Consider the following 23,078-nt stretch of genomic DNA (forward strand, 5'->3'; position numbering starts at 1 on the left):
GCGCGTTTCGCTGCAAAGGCTGCTTTATGCGAATCAGTCGTATTCGTTGGAAACCATTGCTGGCGGCACTTCCTGTTGAAAATCAGGCCTGCCGCTTAAATTGCTAACCATTGCTGGCTGGGCTTCGAGTTGGAAATCGGGTTTCACACCGAGGAACGAAGCAGACCGGCGGATGATCTCCGAAACCATCGGTGCTGCATTAAGACCAGCGGTTGCGCTGAACTTGCCTTCTTCCGGCTTCGGTTCGTCAATGATGGTCAGGACGACATAGGTCGGATCATCCATCGGAAATGACGCCAGAAATGCGTTGAAGCGCACGTCCTTCGAGTAGCGGCCATGCACGACCTTTTCCGCCGTGCCGGTCTTGCCGCCGACGCGATAGCCCGGAACCGTGGCCCGCTTGCCGGAGCCGCCCTGGGCGGTTGCATTGAGACGGTAGAGGTAGCGCATATCCGCAGAAACCTGTGGATGAATGACCTGCTTGGCCACCTGATCGGCCTGAGCCTGCGATCGCATCAGGAAAGTCGGCTCCATCAGCTTGCCGCCATTCATCAGCGCGGCAGCACCAACCGCCGTCTGCAGCGGTGTCGTCATCATGCCATGACCGAACGAAATGGTCATCGAATGGACCTTCTTCCACACGCGCGGCTCGACGGGACGCGCCACTTCCGGCAACTCCGTCTGCATGCGGTCGAGAAGGCCGATCTTCTTCAGAAATGCGCGATGACCTTCGATGCCGACAGCATCCGCTTCGCGACCCGAACCGATATTGGACGAGAAGATGAAGACTTCCGGCAGCGTCAGCCAGCGGCCCTTGCCGTGGAAGTCGCGGATCGTCTGGCGACCGAATACCAGCGGACGGCTGGCATCGAGTTTCGACTGCAGGTTGAACTTACCTGAATCGAGCGCCATCGCCGTGGTGAAGCTCTTGATGGTCGAACCCATTTCATAGGTGCCTGCCGACATGCGGTTCAGGCGGTCCTTGTCCAACGCATGGACCGGATTGTTCGGATCAAAATCCGGCACCGATGCCATGGCAATCACTTCGCCAGTCTTGACGTTCAGCACCACCGCACCGGCAGCAATCGCCCGGTAGCGTTCCATGGCCTTGACCAGCACGTCGCGCATGATGTGCTGCACGCGAATATCGATCGACAGGCGCACCGGCTCCAGCGACTGGCCGGTCGCAAGGCCGACAGAGCGCAGGTCGGTCAGCCCCTGGCTGTCAATATATTTCTCCATGCCCGCAATGCCCTGATTGTCGACATTGACGAGACCGAGGATGTGCGAAGCGGTTGGGCCGCCCGGATAGAAACGGCGCTTTTCCGTACGGAAGCCGATGCCCGGCACGCCGAGCGCCATGATCTGGCTCTGCTGTCTCGGGGTCAGCCCACGCTTGACCCAGACGAAACCGGCACCGCTTTTCAGACGCTTATATGTCGCTTCCCAATCGAGATCGGGCAGCACCGTCGACAGCATTTCGATGGTTTCGTCGGGATCGACAATCTTGCGTGGCTCTGCATAAAGCGAAGCAGTCTTGATATCGGTCGCGAGAATTTCGCCGTTGCGGTCGAGGATATCCGGCCGCGATGCCAACTGGTGAACCGCCGGGCCTGCATTATCTTCGTTTTCGCCGCCGATGACACCGAAATAGATAAGCTTGCCGCCCATCACACCATAGATGCCGACAAAGCAGGCGATAGCCATCCAGAGGCGATTGCGCGCGCGATTGCCATGCTTCTTGCGCGAGCCGACAAACGCCATGTTGCCGGCCAGCTTTTCTTCGCCAACCGGCTCAACACCGTCACCTGCCTGCATATTCTTTTTTCTGAAAAGTCTCAGCCGCATGATCAGTGCCTCGCCCCGCTTTTCTTGACGCTGCCGGTCGTGATGGCATCCTTTTCAAGCACGCCGCTTGCAAGCAGTTCGTCGCTGCCGGAGATGATCTTCTGGATATCATCAACCGGGCGTTCCGGAATTTCGCTGACGCCCAGCACAAGCTGTTCGGCTTCGATCGGCTGGAGGTTGAGTTCCTTTTCGTAGACACCAACGAGGCTTTGCAGGCGGCCAGGCTGAGTCATCAAAGCCCAGTCAGCGCGCAGGAGCGTGATCGTGTCCTTTTCGGAGTCGATCTGTCGCTTCAGCTTGGCGATGACCGCGATCTGCTTTTCCGCGTCATATTTGATCGTGTAGGTGACGGTCGCCGCCACCAGCATCGCCGCTATCATGATGATGTCGAAAGTACGCAGCACTCGTTTAACTCCGGGCCAGTTCGTTCGTCTCGGGCAGTTTGGGCAGTCCGAAAAGGGATAGATCGTCTTCCAGTGGCGGATTTTCCGTCCTGATGCCTGCGCGCAGCTTCGCCGAGCGCGCGCGCGGATTTCGTTCTTCTTCCTCTGCGGTCGGGCCGACAGCGCCCTTAACCGCGGGTGTAAAGCTCGGCAGACGCACATGCGTTTCCGGTAGATGGCGCGACCCCGCACTGCCACCCGCACGGTCCGCGAAATAGCGCTTCACCATGCGGTCCTCGAGCGAATGGAAAGTCACGACAACCAACCGACCGCCTGGCTTCAGGATGCGTTCGGCCGCAAGTAGCGCACGCGCCAGTTCGCCCAGTTCGTCATTCACATAGACGCGCAGCGCCTGAAACACCCGCGTCGCCGGATGAATAGGTACTTTCGGATTACGACCCACAAGCGTTTCGATGGCGTTGGCAAGATCGAGCGTGCGCGTGAAAGGCTGCGCGGTCCGGCGCTTGTCGATCATGCGTGCGATGCGGCCTGCGTGGCGTTCCTCGCCAAGAAAATTGAAGATGCGGGCAAGATCACCGGTCTTGAGGCGGTTCACCACATCGGCAGCGCTTGGTCCTTTTTTCGACATGCGCATGTCGAGCGGACCATCCTTCTGGAAGGAAAAGCCGCGCTCGGCCTCATCGATCTGCATCGACGATACGCCAATATCGAGCACAACGCCGTCCACCTTGCTGCCCGTTCCCTTAACCTTCGAGACTGCCTCGTCAAGAACGGAGAACCGGGACTCGACCAGATCGAGCCTGCCCGGAAATTGCTTTTCCATCACCCGCCCGGCTTCGATTGCAGTCGGATCGCGGTCAATCGCGATCACGTCCGCGCCCCTTTCCAGTATGCGGCGCGTATAACCACCGGCACCGAATGTCCCATCGACAATCACTGCGCCAGGTACAGGCTTCAGGGCGTCGATCACTTCGGCGATCAGCACCGGAACGTGACGGACTTCAGCCCCTTCGGCTTGAGAATTGTCTCCGCCGAGGCTTGCCATCATTCCGATCCTTTCCCGGGTACGCAGCCCGTTATCTAAAGCGTGTGGCGCTTTAATCGTTTGTTTTCGCACATGTCCTTGCCCCAAAATCGGTTCCCATTTTTGGGAGACATGCTGTGATATCTGCTTGCGGATTCCGGCCATTTGCCGTCAACTTGTCGACATGGCGGATTCGTTCGTCAGTTATCGGATATTAAGCTTAATGAAGCGTTATCCTTTGGGTCAGGTCCGCTGCAGAGCCCTCCTATTATCAGAATTTTCATCAGAGATTTTTTAAACAACGTCAGCGCTGGCTGGCGTCGAAAGCAGGCGCTGGCTTCACTCCACACACAATACATCACGAGCTTATGATTTGTGATGCCCCTCCCCCTGTTGACGCATTCCCATCATTGGCATATTTAATGCAAATAGTTTGCAACTGCATAAACACCCAAGGCATACATTATGGCACCCCATGGAGCAGGCCCCTCCGGCGCTGGTGAAGTTACATTTGAAGGCTGGCGGCGAGATCGTGGCGAAGCATCCATGTCCGATGTTCATCGCTCCATCAGAGTCAATCGTTCCAGTTCGAAGTTCCGCCGCGCATTATCATTTTTCGGACCAGGCTATCTGGTAGCAGTTGGCTATATGGACCCCGGCAATTGGGCCACCTCGCTCGCTGGTGGTTCCCGCTTCGGCTACACATTGCTATCCGTCGTCCTGCTCTCCAATATCATGGCGGTTCTCCTGCAGGCGCTCTGCGCGCGCCTCGCCGTCGCCACGGGCCGCGATCTGGCGCAGGCCTGTCGCGATGCATATCCGCGTTTTCTAGCCTGGCCGCTCTGGCTTCTGGCCGAACTTGCGATCTGCGCCACCGATCTGGCGGAAGTCATCGGCACAGCCATCGGCCTCAACCTCCTCTTCGGCATTCCGCTTGAAATCGGCGTTATCATCACTGCTGCCGATGTGCTTCTGGTTCTTTATCTCCAGAACAAGGGATTCCGCCGCATTGAGGCGCTCATCATCACCCTTCTGGGCGTGATCGCGCTCTGCTTCCTCATCCAGATTCTGATGGCGCAGCCGCAATGGGGGGCGGTCATAAAGGGATTTGCGCCAACGACCGAGATTATCCGCAATCCGGACATGCTCTATATTGCTCTCGGTATCATCGGCGCCACAGTCATGCCGCATAACCTCTATCTGCATTCCGGCATCATCCAGACACGCGATTACGGCCATACGACCGCTGAAAAGCGCGAGGCTATTCGCTTTGCGACGTGGGATTCCACGATTGCCCTGACTTTCGCGCTTCTGGTCAATGCATCGATCCTGATCCTGGCTGCGGCAAGCTTCAACGCCACCGGCAATACCGGTGTCGAAGAACTGGACAAGGCGCACGCCCTTCTCAACCCGCTTCTGGGATCAGCCCTCGCGCCAACGCTCTTCGCCATTGCGCTTCTGTGCTGCGGTCTGAACTCGACCATCACTGCGACCATGGCCGGACAAATCGTCATGGAAGGCTTCATCGATATTCGACTGAAGCCGTGGCTGCGCCGTGCGATCACCCGCTTTGTGGCCATTGTTCCGGCTGCCGTCGTAACAATCATATACGGTTCCCGAGGGACAACCGAGCTTCTGATCCTGTCTCAGGTCGTGTTGAGCCTTCAGCTACCCTTTGCCGTCATTCCGCTCGTCATATTCACCGCCGAGAAAAAGAAAATGGGATCGCTGGTCGCGCCGCGCTGGGTGACCTTGCTTGCCGCTATCACCGCTGCAATCATCGTCGTGCTGAATATGAAGCTGATCTACGATTTCCTGTCCGGCGTACCAATTTAAGCCCCTCCCGAGGCTTTTCGAATGGGCGACTTCACATCTCGAAGCCGCCCATTCTTTTACTTCACCGCCGCATTGCCGCCATCAGCATAAAGCGCCGAACCAGCGACAAAACTCGACATCGGGCCTGCCAGAAACAGCGCCGCCTGTGCGATTTCTTCGGGCTGGGCGATCCGTTTCATCGCATGCAGGCCAGCCGCCCATTCCTTCTGTTTCTCATCTCCGCCCATCGGCGTATCGACACCACCCGGCAAAAGCGCATTTGCCCGGATGCCGCGAGCGCCGTAGTCTGCGGTTATGCCCTTCACCATCCCCATGAGGGCTGCCTTCGAGGTTCCGTAAACCGACATGCCGGGAATGCCGACGCTGGTGCCGACAAATGTCGAGGTGAAGACAATCGAGCCCCCACCCCTTTCAAGCATCAGCGGGATTTGTGATCTCGCTCCCAGAAACGCCGAGGTCAGATTACCTGCCAGCACCCCCGCCCAATCATCGGGCGCGATTTCGGCAAGCGGCGCAATAGAACCCACCGTGCCAGCATTGTTGACTGCTATATCAAGCCCACCGAATTTATCCTTCGCTGCCGCAGCAAGTGCCTCATGGGTTTCAGCTTCAGAAACATCGCCAGCAACACAATGCGCCTTTCCGCCAAACGCCGCGATCTCCTCCGCAACACGTTCGAGACCGGCAAGCCCACGAGCATTCAGCACAATGGCTGCGCCCTCTCTGGCAAAAAGTAATGCAGTGGCGCGTCCTATACCCGACGATGCGCCGGTGATGATTGCGACCTTGTCTTTCAAGCTGGACATATTGAGCCTCCATGATTTCGTGGAGGTCCCAATTAGAGTTCCGACCGCAACGCAACCATCCGTTTCTTGCGTTCGAATGTCGAAACAGTCTTGTGAGAAAAATTGTCAGTCGGTCTGTAAGCCGGGTTCTGTATGGCCGGACTTTCGCCCGACGTGGCAGCCATTCATCTGGGACGGATGTCGCCACCCGCCTCGTGCAACCCACCCGGACGGCTGATCCGGAAACCGATTGCCAGCCCTTGCGAACCAGCGCGCCGTCCCTATTCGGTTTTGCTCCCGATGGGGTTTACCGTGCCGTCTGCATTGCTGCAGACGCGGTGGGCTCTTACCCCACCCTTTCACCCTTACCCCGTCATCCCTGCCGTTTCATCACGCAACGGTACGGAAGACGGGGCGGTCTGCTTTCTGTGGCACTTTCCCTGGGGTCGCCCCCGCCGGGCGTTACCCGGCATCGTGTTTCCATGGAGCCCGGACTTTCCTCACCTGCCGCCTTTCGGCACATGACAGGCGCGGCTGCCCGACCGACTGACAGCGCGCATATAGCAACGATAACGGAATAGCGAAACCGGATTCCGGAAAAAATCTCAACTCAGCGGAAACAGAAAAGCCGACAGTGTCTCCACTGTCGGCTCTCCGTTCACATCGGACGGCCTGTACTCTACGCGACCGCCGACGTAAATCTGCGTTCACATCAGAGCGCGCGTATATAGGCCTTGACCGAGCTGCAATACTTTGCGGAAGTCGGGTTCATGCGCGTTGCGCCGTGACCGGCATTGTACTTCAGGATCGTGCCGCAGGTGCTTCCACCGCCGAGCTTCTGTGCCATTGCAAGGTATTTCATGCCGAACTGGATGTTCGTGGATGGCTCGTAAAGGCCCTTGGCGGAACCCGTATAACCGAGGCCGCGTGCGGTCGAGAGCTTGATCTGCATCAGGCCGATTTCACCGGCCTTGCCGCGCACGTTCGGCTGGAAATTGCTTTCGTGACGCACAACCGCATGTGCCAGCGCGGAAGGCACACCATAGGTCGATGCGTAACGGTTAATGATGTTGGAGTAGGTGCTGCCACCCTTGGCGCTACGGGCAGTCGTGTCTTTCGACTGCGCACGCTTGCCTGTGGACCCCTTGGTGGCCGGTGCCGCACGGCGGGTGACAACCGATGCCTTCTTAGGCGTTGTGGTTGGTTTTTCCGCCTCCGCAGACTTGTTCTGCTGGCGTGCCTTGAGGAGAGCTGCGAGGTTGGTCGGTTCAGTTGAAGGGGCACTCAGTGCTGGATTCAGGCCAAACGAACTCATCGCGCCGACAAGGGCGCAAACAACAACAAATTTAGTTTTCATAACCTACCGTCTTGGAACGTTTCTTTTGTCAGACCGCCCGTCTTGGGAGAGACAGTCCTGTTTTTTGATCCCGCCCGATAAGGGTTGTTAGGCCCGTGTCCGCTGGGATTGAGCGATGAAGTGCCGGGCAAATGCAGCTGAAGATTGGTTGCAAAAGTAAAATAGTCTTACAGGTTGTAACATTTGCGATTCACGCATCGACAAGCGGAACCTTTGTCAAAATCCTCCGGCAGCCACCGGGATCAATCTATTTTTTTGAAATCATTACGGAAATGCGAATCAACGCTAAATGGACAAGTTGCCCGCTCACACTTGGTCAGGCGGTAACATTTTGCAGGGAAAAAATTAGCCTGTAGAGGGTATCTATAGTAGATACATCGGCCACACCGTCCACATTTTGTGTCCGAAAATGACGCTGAAAGGCCTTAATCACGGTTTCTGTGCCTTCATCGAAGACCCCCGTGATGGCGATCTCATAGCCATAAAGTGCCAGCATGGATTGCAAGGCTTCGACAGGCTGACCGTTTTCGCCACGTGCCAGAAACCGTCCACCGCGGATCGATGTCGGCTCGATATAGTGCCCGATGCCCGCATCGTGGAGCCGCTTCCAGGGGAAGTTATGGCCAGGATCGGTCTTGCGCGACGGTGCTATATCCGAATGGGCCAGAACATTTTCCGGCTTGATGGCATAACGCTCGCATATATCGCTGCAGAGGCGGATGAGTGCATCGACCTGCGCATCCTTGAAGGGCGGATAATTTTCGAGATTGCCAGGATTGACGATCTCGATGCCGATAGAAGCGGAATTGATGTCCGTCTCGCCCTTCCAGTAGCTCTTGCCCGCATGCCAGGCGCGCGCCTTTTCCGAAACCATCTGCACGATCCGCCCATCTTCATGGACAAGATAATGCGCGGAAACTTCCATATCCGGCGATTTCAGAACCTGCACCGCCTCTTCGGCAGTCGCCAGCCCGGTATAATGGAGAATGAGAAAGGCGGGCACCTTGCCATCGCGGCGAGGACCGAAATTGGGCGACGGATCGAGCGTTACCCCGGCGAAATCGGGCTGCTCGAGCGCCAGCTCCTGCAACAATTCACTCTCGATTTCGTTCACACTGCTCATGCAGCCTCCAGATTCTTCTCAATGCTCGCCCAGGCAGCGTTTATCGCCGCCAGACGCCTGTTGGCAATGGTTATGAATTCCAGCGGCAAGCCTTCTGCGACCAGCCGGTCAGGATGATGCTCCTTAACCAGCGAACGATAGCGCTTGCGGGCCATCTCGAAGGAAACACCGCGCTCCAGCCCCAGAATGGCATAGGGATCGTCAGCACCGCGCTGAACATGCCGGATCGCGATACGATCGAAAGCAACTTCGTCATAGCCGAAAATATCAGCTACGCCCGCAAGAAAGGCCATTTCCTTTTCGTGCACATAACCATCGGCAGTGGCGATATGAAAAAGGCCGTCGAGAATGTCTTCCAGCAAATGACAATCGGTCTGCCCTTCGCTGCATAATCCGGCAAGCTGGCGCGCATAGGATTCATAGCCTGCGACGTCCTGCTTGGCGAGATCATAGAGCCGCGCGACATGCGCCGTCTCTTCCTTCGGCACGGAGAATATGTCCTGGAAGGCGCGGATTTCATCCTGGGTAACCACCCCGTCGGCCTTCGCCATTTTGGCTGAAAGCGCGATCATCGCGATGGAAAAGGCCACCCGGCGACGCGTGTCGGCATCGCCCTCGAAAACGGTGCGCACGGCTTCGATAACGCCAGTAATGGCATTCGACGCCACTGACGTTACAAACTCACCAATGCGAACCCAAATCGACATGGAACTTTTCTATAGAATTCCGAGTGAACTGAAAACCGTCCACACAGACGAAAGCCGAAAAAACAAACATTTAGAAAGAATGAGAAGGCATTGGCTTAGATTGTTGCCGTGTTCCGCAACGAACGCTTACTGCTGAGGTTCGCGTTCATCGAATGAGCGCTGTGCGACCGTAGCTGCCGCTTCTCCCGCCGTCTGCGCCTGCTGATCCGTCTGCCCCACAGATTTTGCCGCAGCGACAGCATTTGTGCGCGCACGTTCAATGGCTGCAGCTTTCTCTTCCGGGCTTACTACACCGGAACTATCGCGGAGCGATTTGACCAGATCGGGGCCTTTTTCCGTGCTGCCATTTTCTGTCGGTTTTGCAGGCTGCGATACAGCCGCAGCCCCCTGCTCGCCGCCGTTGGTTGTGGCAGCGGTCTCGTCACTTCCCTTGCCGCAGGCGGCAAGCGCAACAAGAACAATCGCAGAGATGAAAAACAGGGCGTTACGGTTCATGACAAAAGCCATAACCGAACCGAGCCTGCGTTGAAACACGGAAAACGCAGAATGCCCGTCTTTTCCCGACGTGGTTGCTTTAACGTTCATCTCAAAACCCATTGGCACGAATGGCGACCCGGAGACCGGATCGCCATCCAAATGCAGACGCATGATGCGTCACGGCTCTGCACCATTAGTTGGCAGGTGCCGTGCCCGTACCCGGCGTTGATGGTGCCGGATTGGTTGGGGCTGGCGTCGTCGTCGTGTCATTGTTCGAAGGCGCTGCCGGCGCGGATGGTGCCGGTGCGTTGCTCGTGTCATCCTTCTTGTCGTTGCAAGCTGCAAGGCCGAGAAGTGATACGGCGGCGACGGAAGCAATCAGAAACTTCTTCACGTTGGCTCTCCTTCCTAGATCAGGCTCGTTGGCCTGGTTTCAGGCATCAAATGGCAATATTGCCAAACGCCTCTCTCTGTTTTCTCCGTGCGTGACCGGTTTGTCCGGCCAATCACCTTTACGGTCGCTCATCGACACAGAAATCCTGTCGACTGGGACCGTCACACAAGAAAACGGCAACAGCGCGAAAAAGTTCTCTCAAATAGTCTTACTGGCCGTAATAAACCGACAGTATTAAAGGCGTATAGCGGCATTCATCAGGTTTAAAAATCCGCAGTTAATTCGTCACGCCCCTGTCATTGGACGATGTTTAACTTTGCGAAATCGAAGTCGGGATTCGTGCATCAGGGGAACTTTTAATGACAGAGCAAACATCAGCCGACACAATTCTCAAACGTGCCGTAACCCAGAACAGCGCCCTCTCGCGTGCGGGCTTTTCCGAAAGGTTGTTTGCCTGGCTCTTCAAAGGGCTGGTCTATCCGCAGATTTGGGAAGACCCCGAAGTCGATATGGCTGCTCTGGCCATCAAGCCGGGTCACCGCATCGTCACCATCGCGTCCGGCGGATGCAATGCCATGTCCTACCTGACCGCCGATCCGGCGCGTGTGGAGGCAGTCGACCTCAATCAGGCACATGTCGCCTTCAACCGGCTGAAACTTGCCGCGGTCAAGAACCTGCCTGACTACGATGCGTTCTACCGCTTCTATGGAAAGGCCGACGACAAGACCAATCTTGCCGCCTACAAGCGCTTCATCCGCCCGCATCTGGACGGCGAAAGCCGCGCCTATTGGGAAAAGCGCAAATGGAACGGTCGCCAGCGTATTTCCATTTTCTGGCGTGATCTCTATCGCCACGGCTTGCTCGGCGTCTTCATCGGCATGGGCCATCGCGTAGCGCGGCTCTACGGGATCGATCCGCGCGATATCTTGAAGGCACGCACGATGGAAGAACAGCGCAGTTTCTTCGACACGGCGCTCGCACCGCTCTTCGAAAAACGCATGGTGCGCTGGGCCACAGCCCGCAAATCATCCCTTTTTGGGCTGGGCATACCGCCGCAGCAATATGATGCCCTTGCCACTGCCGGAAACGGCGATATGGCGCTTGTCCTGCGCAGCCGTCTTGAGAAGCTGGCCTGCGGCTTCCCCCTTACCGACAATTACTTTGCCTGGCAGGCATTCGGGCGCGGCTATAGCGGCAATGAGGAGACTGGGCCTCTCCCGCCTTACCTGTCACGTACCAATTTCGAAATGGTACGGAAACGCGCAGATCGCATGACCGTGCAGAACGCGAGCTACACCGACTTTCTCGCTGCCAAGCCTGGCTCTTCCGTCGACCGTTACATTCTGCTGGACGCGCAGGACTGGATGAATGACGAACAGCTCAATGCTCTCTGGAGTGAAATTACCCGTACGGCAGCAGCGAATGCCCGTGTCATTTTCCGTACAGCAGCGGAACCGAGCCTGCTTCCGGGACGGGTGGCACCACAAATTCTGGACCGCTGGGAATATCAAGCGGATGAATCCCGCACCCTGCATGACCGCGACCGCTCGTCGATCTATGGTGGTTTCCATCTCTATACGCTGAAGGATGCCTGACATGTTGCGCAGCCCGTGGAGCGTTCAAGGTATCAACCATGCCAATCTCATGGATCGGGTCTATCGCCGTCAGCGGCATTTCTATGATGCTACCCGCAAGTATTATCTTCTGGGCCGGGACCCCATGATCGCGGGACTGTCCGTGCCCAAGGAGGGCACAGTTCTGGAGATCGGCTGCGGCACCGGTCGCAATCTGGTGAAAGCTGCGGAAAATTATCCGGATGCGAAACTCTTCGGCATCGATATTTCAGCAGAAATGCTGGATACAGCACGCCGGGCGGCAGAGCGCGCAGGCATTGAAGATCGCGTCCGGCTTGATCGCGCAGATGCAGCCCAGTTCGACCCTGATCGACTGTTCGGACAAACCGGCTTCGACCGGATTTTCATTTCCTATGCCGTATCGATGATCCCGCAATGGCAGTCGGTCATTCGTGAAAGCATCCGGCATCTTAATGCAGATGGGGAATTGCATATCGTCGATTTTGGAAATCAGGCCCGCCTGCCGCGCTGGTTCGGAAAGGCACTCTTCAAGTGGCTAGAATGGTTCCATGTCACGCCGCGTTGCGACTTGTTCTCGGTTTGCGATCAGTTCGCGCAGGAACGCAGTGCTGTTGTTGAAAAGCGTATTCTTTATCGTGGTTTTGCCTGGATAGCGATCATTCGTTCGACAACGTCTCCCGCTCCCAAAGATTAGCACCAAACTTGCCCGCCAGACTGGTGACGTCCGGCTTCGGATCGCGTAACCGTTAGAGGACTGATTCGCGACACGGAACCCCTTTATGAACCGTCTGGCCAGCTACAGCATTCTCGCCCTCGGCGCATTTATTCTTTCCGCCTGCACGACGGTGGATTACGACTTTTCCGACGTAAAGAAATCAGGCAGCTCAGTGGCGCGGATCGCACCGCCGTCCGGCCCTGTGAAAGCGCCGCGCTTCGGCGATCGCGACCCGCATGACTGGACCGGCAAGACGCCCTGGCATTATCCGATACACGGCACCGATGTTTCCAAATATCAGACCAATGTGGACTGGAGCGCCGTGCGCGCCAGCGGCATTTCCTTCGCCTTCATCAAGGCGACGGAGGGCGGTGATCGCGTCGATGACCGTTTCAAGGAACACTGGAACGGCGCCCATCAGGCAGGCATCGCGCGGAGCGCCTATCATTTCTATTATTTCTGCCGTCCGGCTATCGAACAGGCACGCTGGTATATCCAGAACGTACCGCGTGATCCGAGCGCGCTTCCGCCCGTTCTCGATATGGAATGGAACCCGCAGTCGCCAACCTGCAAGCTGCGCCCCAATGCTGCCGTTGTGCGCAAGGAAATGCGCATCTTCCTGCAGGCGCTGGAAAAGCATTACGGCAAGCGTCCGATTGTTTACACGACGGTCGATTTCTTCGATGACAACGACTTGCGGCAGATGGCTGACTATCCGTTCTGGCTGCGCTCCGTTGCCGGTCATCCGGATGAGAAATACGGTCCCCATCCGTGGACGTTCTGGCAATATACGGGCACCGGCTCCATTCCAGGCATCAAGGGCGACGCCGACATCAATGTCTTCGCCGGCGATGCCAACGCATGGAAAAAGTGGCTGGAAAGCAACAAAGTTCGGTAACACAGCGCAGTTTGGCAGTTCACACCAAGTTTTGCTTCATTTCCGGGGCTTGTTGAGGCAATAGCTAAAACAATCCTCGGAGGGAGCAGCTTGCTCCCAATCTATTAGTGTGAGTTACCAATGAAGTTTTTTGCTTCAGTTATCGCAGCCGCCTTGCTTGCATCGACAGCCATGTCCCATGCACAGGCTGCCGCTTCTCCCGCGCCCGCTGCGACGCCAACTGAAAACACCGTCAATCTTCCCAAGCCGGAATGCGAGATCGATTACGGCCAGTGGATGGACAATCTGACCAAGGAAGCCCGTGACGCCGGTGTCGGCGAAAAGGGCATCGCCGAATTGCACAAGGCCATGCTTGAGCAAAAGGTGCTTGATCGCGACCGCAAGCAGACTGTTTTCAACCTGACTTTCACCGAATTTTCCAAGCGCCTCATCTCGGAAGCGCGCCTGAAAAAAGGCCGTGAAAATCTGGTCAAATATGCAGATGTCTTCAAGAAGGTCGAAGATACCTATGGCGTTCCGGGGCCAGTCCTTGCCGCCTTCTGGGGGCTTGAAACCGACTATGGTGCCATTCAGGGCGATTTCGACACGTTGAATGCGCTCGTTACCCTCTCCTACGACTGCCGCCGTCCAGACCTGTTCCGCCCGCAGTTGATTGCCCTTCTCAAGCTTTTCGATCAGGGCGTCGTCGATGCGGCAACCACCGGCGCATGGGCTGGCGAGATCGGCATGATGCAGCTTCTGCCGAAGGATTATCTTGAACGTGGCGTCGATGGCGACGGCGACGGTAAGGTTGACCTGAAGAACAGCGTTCCCGATGCCATGATGACTGCCGGTCGCATGATTTCGGAACTCGGCTGGAAGCGTGGCCAGCCTTGGCTTGAAGAGGTGCGTCTCACCAAGGATCTGCCTTGGGAAGAAGCAATCCGCACCAACCGCAAGCCGCATTCATGGTGGGCTGAGCAGGGTGTGATGGGCCTCAACGGTCCGCTCGGCGCAGATGATGGCGATGCGTCACTTCTGCTGCCGCTTGGCCGCAAGGGACCGGCTTTCCTGTCTTATCCCAACTTCGACGTATTCGTGGAATGGAACAAGTCCATAGTCTATGCCACAACCGCCGCTTATTTCGCGACCCGCCTCGCTGGTGCGCCAGCCTTCGATCCGGGCAACCCGGTTCCGGGCCTTACGCAGGAGCAGCTTAAGGAACTCCAGACCAAGCTTCAGGCCCGCGGTTACGACATGGGCGAAAAGATCGACGGTGTGTTCGGTCTCCTGACCCGCGATGCCGTGCGCGCTGAACAGATGCGCCTTGGAATGCCTGCCGATTCATGGCCGACACAGGAGCTTCTTGATAAGCTCTAAGCAAATCATAAGGCGCGGGATCATCCCCGCGCCTTTTCCTATTCTGCACTCACCACGAATGCCCGTTTCATGCTCACTACCCTGCTCGTCGTCCTTCCCGTTTTCGCGTTGATTTTCTCCGGCTGGGGTGCCTTCAAGCTGAAAATACTCGGGCCTCATGCGATAGCGGAGCTGAACCGTTTCGTCGTCTATCTGGCACTGCCTGCTCTTCTCTTCGACATCATGGCCAATACCCATGGCAGCGAGCTCTGGCAGCCGGGTTTCATCGCAGTATTTCTGCTTTCAAGCGCAATTGCGTTCGCCTTGCCCTTTCTGGTGCGGCTGCGTGGAAGGCTGCCTCTGGCAGATACTGCGCTTGACGGGCTGAACGCCGCCTATCCGAATACCGGTTATATGGGCATTCCACTTTCGATGATCGCCTTCGGGTCAGGCGTTTTGGCAGCGACCACCATTTCGATCATCATCACCGTCTGCGTCACTTTTGCTTTTGCAATCGTGCTGATCGAAATCGGCCTGCAGACCGAGAAGAAGCCGCTTCATCTCGCCTGGAAGGTTATGCGGTCCCTGATCCGCAATCCGCTGCTTGTCGCTCCGGCGCTCGGCGCGGTGGTTTCCTTTCTGGGGTTAACCATCCCGGCCCCGACGGAAACTTTCCTGAAGATGCTCGGTGGCGCCGCATCCCCTTGCGCGCTGGTGGCGCTTGGCCTGTTCCTCGCCCAGCCGCGCAAGATCGAACGCGAAAGCGTCAATGCCATTGCTTTTCTTGTTTCAGTCAAGCTCATCGTCCAGCCTCTCGCAACCTGGCTGCTGGCGGTCTATGTATTTTGACTGCCTCCCCTGCTCGCACAAAGCGCGGCTCTCCTTGCAGCACTTCCGACCGGCACGGGCCCCTTCATGCTGGCCGAGCATTATCGTCGCGAGGCAGCGATTACCTCCAACGTCATCCTCTATTCGACAGCGATATCTATCCTCACCTTATCGGCATATTTGGCGTTAATTCGCTAAAACGGGCGAAAAACATGTCAAAAAACCTGTGGCAACTGCGGCGAAAACAGTACCAAACATGGCAGTTCAGTGTCTTTTTCATGAAATGTGAATAAATTTTCCTAGTCAAATATTTCAATAGTTTAGGTGGTAAACGATAGGTTTATTTCTCCATCACGGCAGATTGCAGTGCGAAATCTTCTTTTGTTCGAGGCGTTTTGCGCTTAGATTCGAGCTTCCTACCAGCGCGCGTCCGGTCACCCGGACGCATATGAAGGAGACAGACCAATGGGACTTACGCGATCTTTAAATGTCCTCATGATCTGTGCGGCATTTGCATTTGTTGCAGCGTTGATAGCAGGCGTCATCCCTTAGGGGAATTAGCCTAAGCCATTACGGCGGCTTCGGTTTTGAGGATAGGCCGACCCGCATGAAAACAAGAAAGCCCGGCGTCACCGCCGGGCTTTTTATGTTTAGGCAACTTCCAGAGTTGCTTCCGTCTTTGGCCTTATGCCGATCATGTGACAGATCGCAAATGGCAGATCGGCGCGATTCATCGTGTAGAAATGGAAATCCTGCACGCCGCGTTCGATCAGATCCATCACCTGCTCGGCGGCAATTGCAGCGGCTACCAGCTGATGTGTCTGCGGATCGTTGTCCAGTCCTTCGAAACGCTCCGCCAGCCAGCTCGGAATATGTGTCGCCGACCGCGCACAGAAATTCTTGACCTGCTTGAAATTATGCACCGGCAGGACACCTGGAACGATCGGGATATAGATACCGGCACGGCGAACGCGCTCGACATAACGTTCGTAAAGATCGTTTTCGAAGAAGAACTGGGTAATGGCGCGTGTCGCACCATTATCGACCTTGCGCTTCAGCATATCGATATCGGTTGCAAAATCCGGGCTTTCCGGATGCTTTTCCGGATAGGCGGAAACTGAAATGTCGAAATCCGCAATATTGCGCAAACCAGAGACCAGTTCGGCACCGTTCTGATAGCCACCCGGCGTCGGCACGTATTTCTCGCCGATACCGGCGGCTGGATCGCCGCGCAGCGCCACGAAGCGGTTGACACCAAGTTCTGCGAATTCACGCACGACGCGATCAACTTCCTCGCGTGTCGCATCCACGCAGGTTAGATGCGCCGCTGGCTTGACGTCGGTTTCCTTGAGGATGCGCGCCACGGTGCGTGCCGTGCGTTCACGCGTGGAGCCTCCGGCACCATAGGTCACGGAGACGAATTCAGGCTGCAGCGGAGCAAGCCGCGTCACCGTATCCCAGAGACGCTGTTCCATTTCCTCCGACTTGGGCGGGAAGAATTCGAACGATACCCGGGTGGTCTGGCCAACATCCGGTCGGCGGGAAAGACCGTAAAAACCCATCAAACTGTCTCCGTCATGCTTATTGTCTGTTTTTGTCGCATGTCTTTATCCCAAAACCGGTTCCCACTTTTGGGAGACATGCGAAGCCGGATCGGCAATGAGAAGGCGTGGATCGCGGGCAAGCCACAGCTTCACTGTCAGCCCTTCGTCTCCATTGGCCGCCTTCGGCTCCAGTTCCAGTGTCTTTTCCGGCTCGAGACCGGCATCTTTCATCCAGCCCAGCATCTGCTCGTCGCTGAAGCCAAGACGCAAATGCGCGTGTTCCTCACGCAGGAACTCGAGCTTGTGCGGTGCGAAATCCACGATCAGCAGCCGCCCATCAGGGCGCAAGGCCCGCGCCGCTTCACGAATGGCAGCAAGCGGATCATCAAGGAAGTGCAGAACCTGATGAATAGTCACCAGATCGAAGCTCTCACGCTCCACAGGCAGCGCGTAGACATCGCCCTGGCGAACCTGCGCATTGCCGATGGCTGCAAGGTCGAGATTAGCTCGCGCCACAGTCAGCATGTCACGATTGATGTCGATGCCGACACCACGAATGTAAAGCGGGGCAAAAAGCTCCAGTAACCGGCCAGTGCCCGTGCCGACATCCAGCATAGCCTGAAACGGCTTGTCACCGATAACCTTTTTGAGGGCCACTTCGACCGCATTCTCGGAAACATGCAGCCTGCGAATCTGATCCCAGCGCCCGGCATTGGCGCTGAAATAGGCAGCAGCCTTTTCCTGACGGCTGGATTTCACCTGCAACAGGCGTTCCATGTCACGCTCAACCAGCGCATCGGCCTTGTCGAGCCGCGCCAGAAGCCCGCGTGCAAGATCGCCGCTGATCGCATTGTCGGCGAGACGAAAATAGGCCCAGGCACCTTCCTGATACCGATCGATAAGATCGGCTTCTGCCAGAAGCTTTAGATGGCGTGATACACGCGGCTGGGATTGCCCCAATATCGTTGTCAGGTCGGAGACGGTGAGATCACCGCGCGAAAGAAGCGCCAGAATGCGCAAGCGGCTCGGCTCAGCCACCGCCTTCAGCACATCTACCATCAGATCGAGTTGCAGTTGCAAACCGGTCATGCCTTCCGCTCTTTGTTGATCCATCACTTCATTTACGGCCCATCACGGTAATCCGTAAAGATATAAAGATATGTTTATATGAAAAGCAATTCCTGCGCAAGCGATTTTCGTGGCACAATGTGTCAGACAAAGGATTCGCCCCAATAACTGACTGTAAGGATAAGCCATGCGTGCAGGCACAATGCGCCAGAAGGCAATCGCCAAATCGCTGACGCTCCTGCTTCCGGCAGTGCCCTATTCGGATTCCGAGCCGATCCGCGCTGCGGCGCTCAGCCCCCATATGAAGACGCTGCCGCCGTCTACTGCCGTGTGGCTGGCGACAGTTGCGCATGTGCGCCACATGCATACCGATTACGATGCGTTGCGGGATGATGGATATGACAAGGATTCAGCGCGCTTCTTCGTACTGGATGCGATCAATACCAAACTGACCGAATGGCGCGCGACGCGACTTCTGTCGCCCGAAGACGACGAAGCCGTGGAGATGTGAAAACGCCGCCCGGAGGCGGCGTTTTGATCGACAATAAAACACCGGTTACTCAGTGCCGTGGCCTTGCAGATATCCATGTTCACGCGGGTTCGGCATGACAAGGCTAACGACGAAGACGATCACCATCATCACGGTCACATACCAGAAGAAGCCGCTTTCCATGCCCTGCTGCTTGAACCAGAGCGCCACATATTCAGCCGTGCCCCCGAAGATCGCATTGGCGATAGCATAGGAAAAGCCGACACCCAGCGCCCGCACTTCCGCAGGAAACAATTCCGCTTTCACGATGCCGCTGATCGAGGTGTACATGCTGACAACCGCCAGAGCAATCACGATATAGATGAATGCCCAGGTCGAGCTCTGCACCGAACCGATCAACGTCATGAGCGGGATTGTGGTCAGGATCGAAATACCGCCAAAGCCGATCATCATCGTCTTGCGGCCGATCTTATCGGACAGCGCGCCAAAAAGCGGCTGCATCAACATGTAGACCAACAGCACGAAGGTCATGGTTTCACTGGCCGTTTCCTTGCTCATACCAGCGGTGTTGACCAGATATTTCTGCATATAGGTGGTGAAGGTATAGAAGGCGAGCGAACCCCCAGCAGTGAAGCCGACGACAACAAGGAAGGCCTTACGATGGTTCTTCCAGATATTGGCGAAGCTGCCTGCTGCCTTGTTGTTGCGGGTTTCTTCCGTCGAGGTCTCGTGAAGGGTCCGCCGCAGGAATAGTGCGACGATGGCCGCAACGCCGCCAATAGCGAAAGGAATGCGCCAACCCCAGGCATGAAGCTCGTCCGACGTCAGGAAGAACTGCAGCACCACGATCACCAGAACAGCAAGCAACTGCCCGCCAATCAGGGTGACATACTGGAACGACGAGAAGAAGCCCCGGCGCCCGGCCAGCGCCACTTCGCTCATATAGGTAGCGGTGGTACCATATTCGCCGCCGACCGAAAGGCCCTGCAGCAAACGCACGATCAGCAGCAGGAATGGTGCCAGAACACCGATTGTTTCATAGGTCGGCAAAATGGCGATGGCGAAGGAGCCAAGGCACATCATCGTGACCGAAATCAGCATGGATTTGCGGCGACCGAGCTTGTCGGCAATGCGGCCAAACAGCCAGCCCCCGATGGGGCGCATGAGGAAGCCAGCCGCAAAAATCGCAGCCGCATTCAGCAGCTGACTGGTCTGATCCTCGGCAGGGAAAAACTGCGATGCGAAATAAAGTGCACCGAAGGAATAGACGTAAAAATCGTACCACTCCACCAGATTACCCGATGCGCTGGCCACGATGGCAAAGACGCGGCGGCGCGTGTCATGGGCATCATGTGCCGCTTCGACCTCGCCATTGGCGTCAGCATGCATTTCTGCATTGTTCATTCTGAAAACTCCCGATAGCAGGCGGTTCTCAAACAGCCTGCAAGCCGCCGACCCCAGGCAGGGATTACCGAAATCGGCGATTGTTTCACTTCATAAACATAAAACTGCGAACCGCATTTCAACTGGAAAGCAGGCTCGCATTTGAAATGTCCTCCCGGTCGAAATCATACTGTTTGGGTCAATTGCGAAGACGCAAAGACGCCTGAAACAGTCCTTGAACCGGCAGCCTCGGCGTTCATTTCCATTGAAAAGTAAAAACGGAGCAAGAGCATCGAAACCGGCCTCCTGAACGAAATCGCAACGGGGATGGCGCGCATCGCGGCGTTGCGATCATGACGGCTCCATATCTAGAGCGGTTTCAGGATGCGGCCAGACCATAGGAACAAAATCGTTTGCATGCAATCTATTCCAATATGAGAAGTTGCTAAAAGACATGATTGACATTCCCGTGCAATGATCCCGCTATATAACATATTGAAATAATTCAAAAATTATCATTTCGCTCTACACGGGCAATCGATCAATTCCGCGTGTAGAGCGATTTTTCGGGCAATTATTTCTTCTGAACAACCAGAAAAATACGTGGGAAACGCAGCAGGACTTTCCCATCGACAGCCGCCGGATAATGCGTCGCAATCCTCGCCTTGTAAGCTTTCAGATAGTCGGCCTGCTCCTGTTCATCGAGCGGATCGAGAAACGGTCGCAACCCTGTCCCCTTCACCCATTCCACAATCGCATCAACGCCATCCAGCGGGTGGTTATAGACCGTATGCCATATGTCGAGCCGCGCAGCCTGACCGGCGAGCGCGTTATAATATTCCATCACCGGCGGCAGAGGTCCCCTGCCCTTGGTGCCGATCCTGGCGACGAAGGCCTCTGTTTTTGCGACGTCACGCATACCAACATGGGTCTGCTCTCCCATATTATCCGGCATCTGGACGGCCAGCACCGCGCCGGGACGAAGCTGCGACAAGAGGCGTTTCATCTGCTCGATATGATCCGGCAACCACTGGAAAACAGCATTGGAGAAGAGGACATCGGTTTCCGCATCCGGCCCATAGCTCGTCACATCGTCGATCGTGAAATCAACTTTCGGCAAGCGGGCCTTGGCCTTTTCGATCATGTCGGGCGAAGTATCGAAGCCGGAAACATCAGCTTCCGGCCAACGCTCGACCAGAAGCTCCGTCGAGTTACCCGGTCCGCAGCCGATATCGACCACCTTGCGCGGCTTATCGATCGGTATCCGGGCCAGAAGATCGCGCGCCGGGCGGCTGCGTTCATCTTCAAACTTCAGATACTGTTTTGCGGACCAGTCTTTCATCGTCTTTCCTTTCATCACGTGAAAAGGGCCTGAAATAAAAAGGCCGGTGCGATGCACCGGCCTTGGAAGTCATTATCGGGTAAGCGGCTTATACGTTACCCGCTTCGGGTTGACACTCTCGGGTCCGAGACGACGGATCTTGTCGGCTTCATAGTCCTCGAAGTTGCCTTCGAACCATTCGACATGGCTATCACCTTCGAATGCGAGGATGTGCGTTGCCAGACGGTCGAGGAACATGCGATCGTGGCTGATGATAACGGCGCAGCCAGCGAAGTTTTCCAGTGCGTCTTCAAGCGCGCCGAGCGTTTCCGTATCGAGATCGTTGGTCGGTTCGTCGAGCAGCAGAACATTGCCGCCGGACTTCAGCATCTTGGCGAGGTGAACGCGATTGCGCTGGCCGCCGGAAAGATTGCCGACCTTCTGCTGCTGATCGCCGCCCTTGAAGTTGAACGCACCGCAATAAGCTCTGGAGTTCATTTCAAACTTGCCGAGCTTGATGACGTCATTGCCGCCGGAAATCTCTTCCCAGACGGTCTTGTTGGCATCCAGCGCGTCGCGGCTCTGGTCGACATAGGAAAGATGAACCGTGTCGCCGATACGAACCGAACCGTTATCCGGCTGTTCCTGCCCCGTCAGCATCTTGAACAGGGTCGATTTACCGGCACCGTTCGGGCCGATCACGCCGACAATGCCACCTGCAGGCAGCTTGAAATTCAGATCGTCGATCAGCAGACGGTCGCCATAGCCTTTCGACAGCCCCTCGACCTCGATGACCACCTGGCCGAGGCGCTCACCAACGGGAATGATGATCTGCGCATCGCCGGGGCGACGCTCTTCCGCACTCTTGACCAGTTCGTCATAGGCCTTGATACGCGCCTTGGATTTGGCCTGACGAGCCTTCGGGCTCGCGGAAATCCACTCGCGTTCACGCGACAGCGCCTTCTCACGGGCAGCTTCTTCGCGGCCCTCCTGCTGCATGCGCTTGGCCTTGGCTTCCAGATAGGCGGAATAATTGCCTTCATAAGGAATACCACGACCACGATCGAGCTCGAGAATCCAGCCCGTCACATTGTCGAGGAAGTAGCGATCGTGGGTGATGATCAGCACTGAACCCGGATATTCGCGCAGGTGCTTTTCAAGCCATGCCGTCGTTTCGGCGTCCAAATGGTTGGTCGGTTCGTCGAGAAGCAGCAAGTCAGGCTTCGAAAGCAGAAGCTTGCAAAGTGCCACGCGGCGCTTTTCACCGCCCGAAAGCTTGGTCACGTCGGCATCGCCCGGAGGGCAGCGCAGCGCTTCCATGGCCATTTCGACCTGGCTTTCGAGATCCCACAGATTCTGGCTGTCGATGATGTCCTGAAGCTTCGCGCCTTCATCCGCCGTTTCGTCGGAATAGTTCATCATCAGTTCGTTGTAACGGTCGATGATTGCCTTCTTGGCAGCCACACCTTCCATCACATTACCAAGCACGTCCTTGGAAGGATCGAGTTCCGGTTCCTGGGCAAGATAACCGCAAGTAGCGCCATCGGCCAGCCAAGCCTCACCGGTATATTCCTTGTCGAGACCGGCCATGATCTTGAGAATAGTCGACTTACCGGCGCCGTTCGGGCCGAGAATGCCGATCTTCGCGTCGGGATAGAAGGAGAGATGGATATTCTCCAAAATCTTCTTGTTGCCATAGGCCTTGTTGAGGCCGGACATGTGATAAATGAACTGGCGTGCCATAAAGCGCGTCGTCTCCGCAGGTTGAGAAGCGCGATCGGTCCAATGCTTACCGAGCCGCGCGGAAATTGTTGACGCGTATGTAGGCTAATTATGCCCCGGAAGCAAACGGCAACCCGCGAAACAGAAGCAGTGGCAACAGCCAATCAATGTTTGATGAGAACCATAAATAATGAAACCGGGCGCGGATATTTCCGTCACCC

General features: G+C 56.3%; 20 protein-coding genes, 1 other RNA gene and 1 pseudogene. 7 read left to right on the forward strand and 15 right to left on the reverse strand.

The window, feature by feature from the left end:
- Positions 1-33: 33 nt before the first annotated feature.
- From MKS82_RS15920 to rsmH, 3 genes are read right to left on the reverse strand one after another with little or no spacing between them, the layout of a single operon-like run.
- Complete coding sequence (locus MKS82_RS15920; RefSeq protein WP_109989768.1) at positions 34-1,848, reverse strand: peptidoglycan D,D-transpeptidase FtsI family protein; 1,815 nt, start codon at positions 1,846-1,848, stop codon at positions 34-36.
- A 2-nt stretch (positions 1,849-1,850) separates the two neighbouring features.
- Positions 1,851-2,252: a cell division protein FtsL gene (gene ftsL / locus MKS82_RS15925; protein WP_109989767.1), complete on the reverse strand. Its 402-nt coding sequence runs from the start codon at positions 2,250-2,252 to the stop codon at positions 1,851-1,853.
- A 4-nt stretch (positions 2,253-2,256) separates the two neighbouring features.
- Positions 2,257-3,300, reverse strand: a complete 1,044-nt coding sequence (rsmH, locus tag MKS82_RS15930; protein WP_181394349.1) for a 16S rRNA (cytosine(1402)-N(4))-methyltransferase RsmH — start codon at positions 3,298-3,300, stop codon at positions 2,257-2,259.
- A 441-nt stretch (positions 3,301-3,741) separates the two neighbouring features.
- On the opposite strand from rsmH, the gene MKS82_RS15935 reads away from it, so the two are divergent.
- Positions 3,742-5,112 carry an Nramp family divalent metal transporter gene (locus MKS82_RS15935; RefSeq protein WP_109989765.1) on the forward strand — a complete coding sequence of 457 codons (1,371 nt, stop codon included), beginning with the start codon at positions 3,742-3,744 and terminating at the stop codon, positions 5,110-5,112.
- Positions 5,113-5,168: 56 nt separating this feature from the next.
- On the opposite strand, the gene MKS82_RS15940 is transcribed toward MKS82_RS15935, so the two are convergent.
- From MKS82_RS15940 to MKS82_RS15970, 7 genes are all read right to left on the reverse strand, one after another.
- A complete protein-coding gene (locus MKS82_RS15940; protein WP_109989764.1) occupies positions 5,169-5,918 on the reverse strand; it encodes an SDR family oxidoreductase in 750 nt (249 codons plus the stop codon).
- A gap of 101 nt (positions 5,919-6,019) precedes the next feature.
- An RNA gene (gene rnpB, locus MKS82_RS15945) (RNase P RNA component class A) lies at positions 6,020-6,447 on the reverse strand.
- Positions 6,448-6,609: 162 nt separating this feature from the next.
- Entirely contained in the window at positions 6,610-7,254 is a 645-nt protein-coding gene (locus MKS82_RS15950; protein WP_109989763.1) for a lytic transglycosylase domain-containing protein, read from the reverse strand.
- Between the two features lie 316 nt (positions 7,255-7,570).
- A complete protein-coding gene (locus MKS82_RS15955; protein ID WP_109989762.1) occupies positions 7,571-8,377 on the reverse strand; it encodes an N-acetylmuramoyl-L-alanine amidase in 807 nt (268 codons plus the stop codon).
- Positions 8,374-9,084 (reverse strand): J domain-containing protein, encoded by a 711-nt coding sequence (locus tag MKS82_RS15960; RefSeq protein ID WP_109989761.1) that lies wholly within the window; start codon positions 9,082-9,084, stop codon positions 8,374-8,376. Before MKS82_RS15960 ends, MKS82_RS15955 begins: the two co-directional genes overlap by 4 nt.
- A 126-nt stretch (positions 9,085-9,210) precedes the next feature.
- Positions 9,211-9,669, reverse strand: a complete 459-nt coding sequence (locus tag MKS82_RS15965) for a hypothetical protein (RefSeq protein ID WP_109989533.1) — start codon at positions 9,667-9,669, stop codon at positions 9,211-9,213.
- An 85-nt stretch (positions 9,670-9,754) separates the two neighbouring features.
- Complete coding sequence (locus MKS82_RS15970) at positions 9,755-9,955, reverse strand: hypothetical protein (RefSeq protein WP_109989505.1); 201 nt, start codon at positions 9,953-9,955, stop codon at positions 9,755-9,757.
- A 359-nt stretch (positions 9,956-10,314) separates the two neighbouring features.
- Between MKS82_RS15970 and MKS82_RS15975 the strand changes: the two genes are divergently transcribed.
- The 5 genes and pseudogenes from MKS82_RS15975 (at position 10,315) to MKS82_RS15995 (ending at position 15,527) form a co-directional block, all read left to right on the forward strand.
- Complete coding sequence (locus MKS82_RS15975) at positions 10,315-11,550, forward strand: DUF3419 family protein (protein ID WP_240579002.1); 1,236 nt, start codon at positions 10,315-10,317, stop codon at positions 11,548-11,550.
- 1 nt (position 11,551) lies between these two features.
- The gene (locus tag MKS82_RS15980; protein ID WP_109989507.1) at positions 11,552-12,244 is read left to right on the forward strand and encodes a class I SAM-dependent methyltransferase; all 693 of its coding nucleotides are present in this window, start codon (positions 11,552-11,554) and stop codon (positions 12,242-12,244) included.
- An 85-nt stretch (positions 12,245-12,329) separates the two neighbouring features.
- A complete protein-coding gene (locus MKS82_RS15985) occupies positions 12,330-13,163 on the forward strand; it encodes a glycoside hydrolase family 25 protein (RefSeq protein ID WP_109989508.1) in 834 nt (277 codons plus the stop codon).
- 120 nt (positions 13,164-13,283) lie between these two features.
- Positions 13,284-14,522 carry a lytic murein transglycosylase gene (locus MKS82_RS15990; protein WP_061345990.1) on the forward strand — a complete coding sequence of 413 codons (1,239 nt, stop codon included), beginning with the start codon at positions 13,284-13,286 and terminating at the stop codon, positions 14,520-14,522.
- 69 nt (positions 14,523-14,591) lie between these two features.
- Positions 14,592-15,527, forward strand: a pseudogene (locus tag MKS82_RS15995) (AEC family transporter).
- Positions 15,528-15,979: 452 nt separating this feature from the next.
- Here the strand turns inward: MKS82_RS15995 and metF are convergent.
- Together metF and MKS82_RS16005 are read right to left on the reverse strand one after the other, a co-directional pair.
- Positions 15,980-16,891, reverse strand: coding sequence for a methylenetetrahydrofolate reductase [NAD(P)H] (gene metF / locus MKS82_RS16000; protein WP_109989510.1), 912 nt, complete (start codon positions 16,889-16,891; stop codon positions 15,980-15,982).
- 45 nt (positions 16,892-16,936) lie between these two features.
- The gene (locus MKS82_RS16005; RefSeq protein ID WP_109989511.1) at positions 16,937-17,962 is read right to left on the reverse strand and encodes an ArsR/SmtB family transcription factor; all 1,026 of its coding nucleotides are present in this window, start codon (positions 17,960-17,962) and stop codon (positions 16,937-16,939) included.
- A gap of 166 nt (positions 17,963-18,128) precedes the next feature.
- Between MKS82_RS16005 and MKS82_RS16010 the strand changes: the two genes are divergently transcribed.
- A complete protein-coding gene (locus tag MKS82_RS16010; RefSeq protein ID WP_109989512.1) occupies positions 18,129-18,452 on the forward strand; it encodes a DUF2293 domain-containing protein in 324 nt (107 codons plus the stop codon).
- A 45-nt stretch (positions 18,453-18,497) separates the two neighbouring features.
- Here the strand turns inward: MKS82_RS16010 and MKS82_RS16015 are convergent, their stop codons facing one another.
- The 3 genes from MKS82_RS16015 to ettA all read right to left on the reverse strand — a co-directional run bounded on the left by MKS82_RS16015 (position 18,498) and on the right by ettA (position 22,878).
- Positions 18,498-19,835 carry an MFS family transporter gene (locus tag MKS82_RS16015; RefSeq protein ID WP_109989513.1) on the reverse strand — a complete coding sequence of 446 codons (1,338 nt, stop codon included), beginning with the start codon at positions 19,833-19,835 and terminating at the stop codon, positions 18,498-18,500.
- 553 nt (positions 19,836-20,388) lie between these two features.
- Positions 20,389-21,156: a trans-aconitate 2-methyltransferase gene (gene tam, locus MKS82_RS16020; protein WP_109989514.1), complete on the reverse strand. Its 768-nt coding sequence runs from the start codon at positions 21,154-21,156 to the stop codon at positions 20,389-20,391.
- 72 nt (positions 21,157-21,228) lie between these two features.
- Positions 21,229-22,878 carry an energy-dependent translational throttle protein EttA gene (gene ettA, locus MKS82_RS16025; RefSeq protein ID WP_109989515.1) on the reverse strand — a complete coding sequence of 550 codons (1,650 nt, stop codon included), beginning with the start codon at positions 22,876-22,878 and terminating at the stop codon, positions 21,229-21,231.
- Positions 22,879-23,078: the final 200 nt, after the last annotated feature.

Source organism: Ochrobactrum sp. A-1 (assembly GCF_022488005.1).
Lineage (GTDB): Bacteria > Pseudomonadota > Alphaproteobacteria > Rhizobiales > Rhizobiaceae > Brucella.

Bases quoted from the DNA above. Each gene is read 5' to 3' on its own strand.
- MKS82_RS15920 (WP_109989768.1), bottom strand. From the start codon at position 1,848: ATGCGGCTGAGACTTTTCAGAAAAAAGAATATGCAGGCAGGTGACGGT.
- rsmH (WP_181394349.1), bottom strand. From the start codon at position 3,300: ATGATGGCAAGCCTCGGCGGAGACAATTCTCAAGCCGAAGGGGCTGAA.
- MKS82_RS15935 (WP_109989765.1), top strand. From the start codon at position 3,742: ATGGCACCCCATGGAGCAGGCCCCTCCGGCGCTGGTGAAGTTACATTT.
- MKS82_RS15940 (WP_109989764.1), bottom strand. From the start codon at position 5,918: ATGTCCAGCTTGAAAGACAAGGTCGCAATCATCACCGGCGCATCGTCG.
- MKS82_RS15950 (WP_109989763.1), bottom strand. From the start codon at position 7,254: ATGAAAACTAAATTTGTTGTTGTTTGCGCCCTTGTCGGCGCGATGAGT.
- MKS82_RS15955 (WP_109989762.1), bottom strand. From the start codon at position 8,377: ATGAGCAGTGTGAACGAAATCGAGAGTGAATTGTTGCAGGAGCTGGCG.
- MKS82_RS15960 (WP_109989761.1), bottom strand. From the start codon at position 9,084: ATGTCGATTTGGGTTCGCATTGGTGAGTTTGTAACGTCAGTGGCGTCG.
- MKS82_RS15965 (WP_109989533.1), bottom strand. From the start codon at position 9,669: ATGAACGTTAAAGCAACCACGTCGGGAAAAGACGGGCATTCTGCGTTT.
- MKS82_RS15975 (WP_240579002.1), top strand. From the start codon at position 10,315: ATGACAGAGCAAACATCAGCCGACACAATTCTCAAACGTGCCGTAACC.
- MKS82_RS15980 (WP_109989507.1), top strand. From the start codon at position 11,552: ATGTTGCGCAGCCCGTGGAGCGTTCAAGGTATCAACCATGCCAATCTC.
- MKS82_RS15985 (WP_109989508.1), top strand. From the start codon at position 12,330: ATGAACCGTCTGGCCAGCTACAGCATTCTCGCCCTCGGCGCATTTATT.
- MKS82_RS15990 (WP_061345990.1), top strand. From the start codon at position 13,284: ATGAAGTTTTTTGCTTCAGTTATCGCAGCCGCCTTGCTTGCATCGACA.
- metF (WP_109989510.1), bottom strand. From the start codon at position 16,891: ATGGGTTTTTACGGTCTTTCCCGCCGACCGGATGTTGGCCAGACCACC.
- MKS82_RS16005 (WP_109989511.1), bottom strand. From the start codon at position 17,962: ATGACCGGTTTGCAACTGCAACTCGATCTGATGGTAGATGTGCTGAAG.
- MKS82_RS16010 (WP_109989512.1), top strand. From the start codon at position 18,129: ATGCGTGCAGGCACAATGCGCCAGAAGGCAATCGCCAAATCGCTGACG.
- MKS82_RS16015 (WP_109989513.1), bottom strand. From the start codon at position 19,835: ATGAACAATGCAGAAATGCATGCTGACGCCAATGGCGAGGTCGAAGCG.
- tam (WP_109989514.1), bottom strand. From the start codon at position 21,156: ATGAAAGACTGGTCCGCAAAACAGTATCTGAAGTTTGAAGATGAACGC.
- ettA (WP_109989515.1), bottom strand. From the start codon at position 22,878: ATGGCACGCCAGTTCATTTATCACATGTCCGGCCTCAACAAGGCCTAT.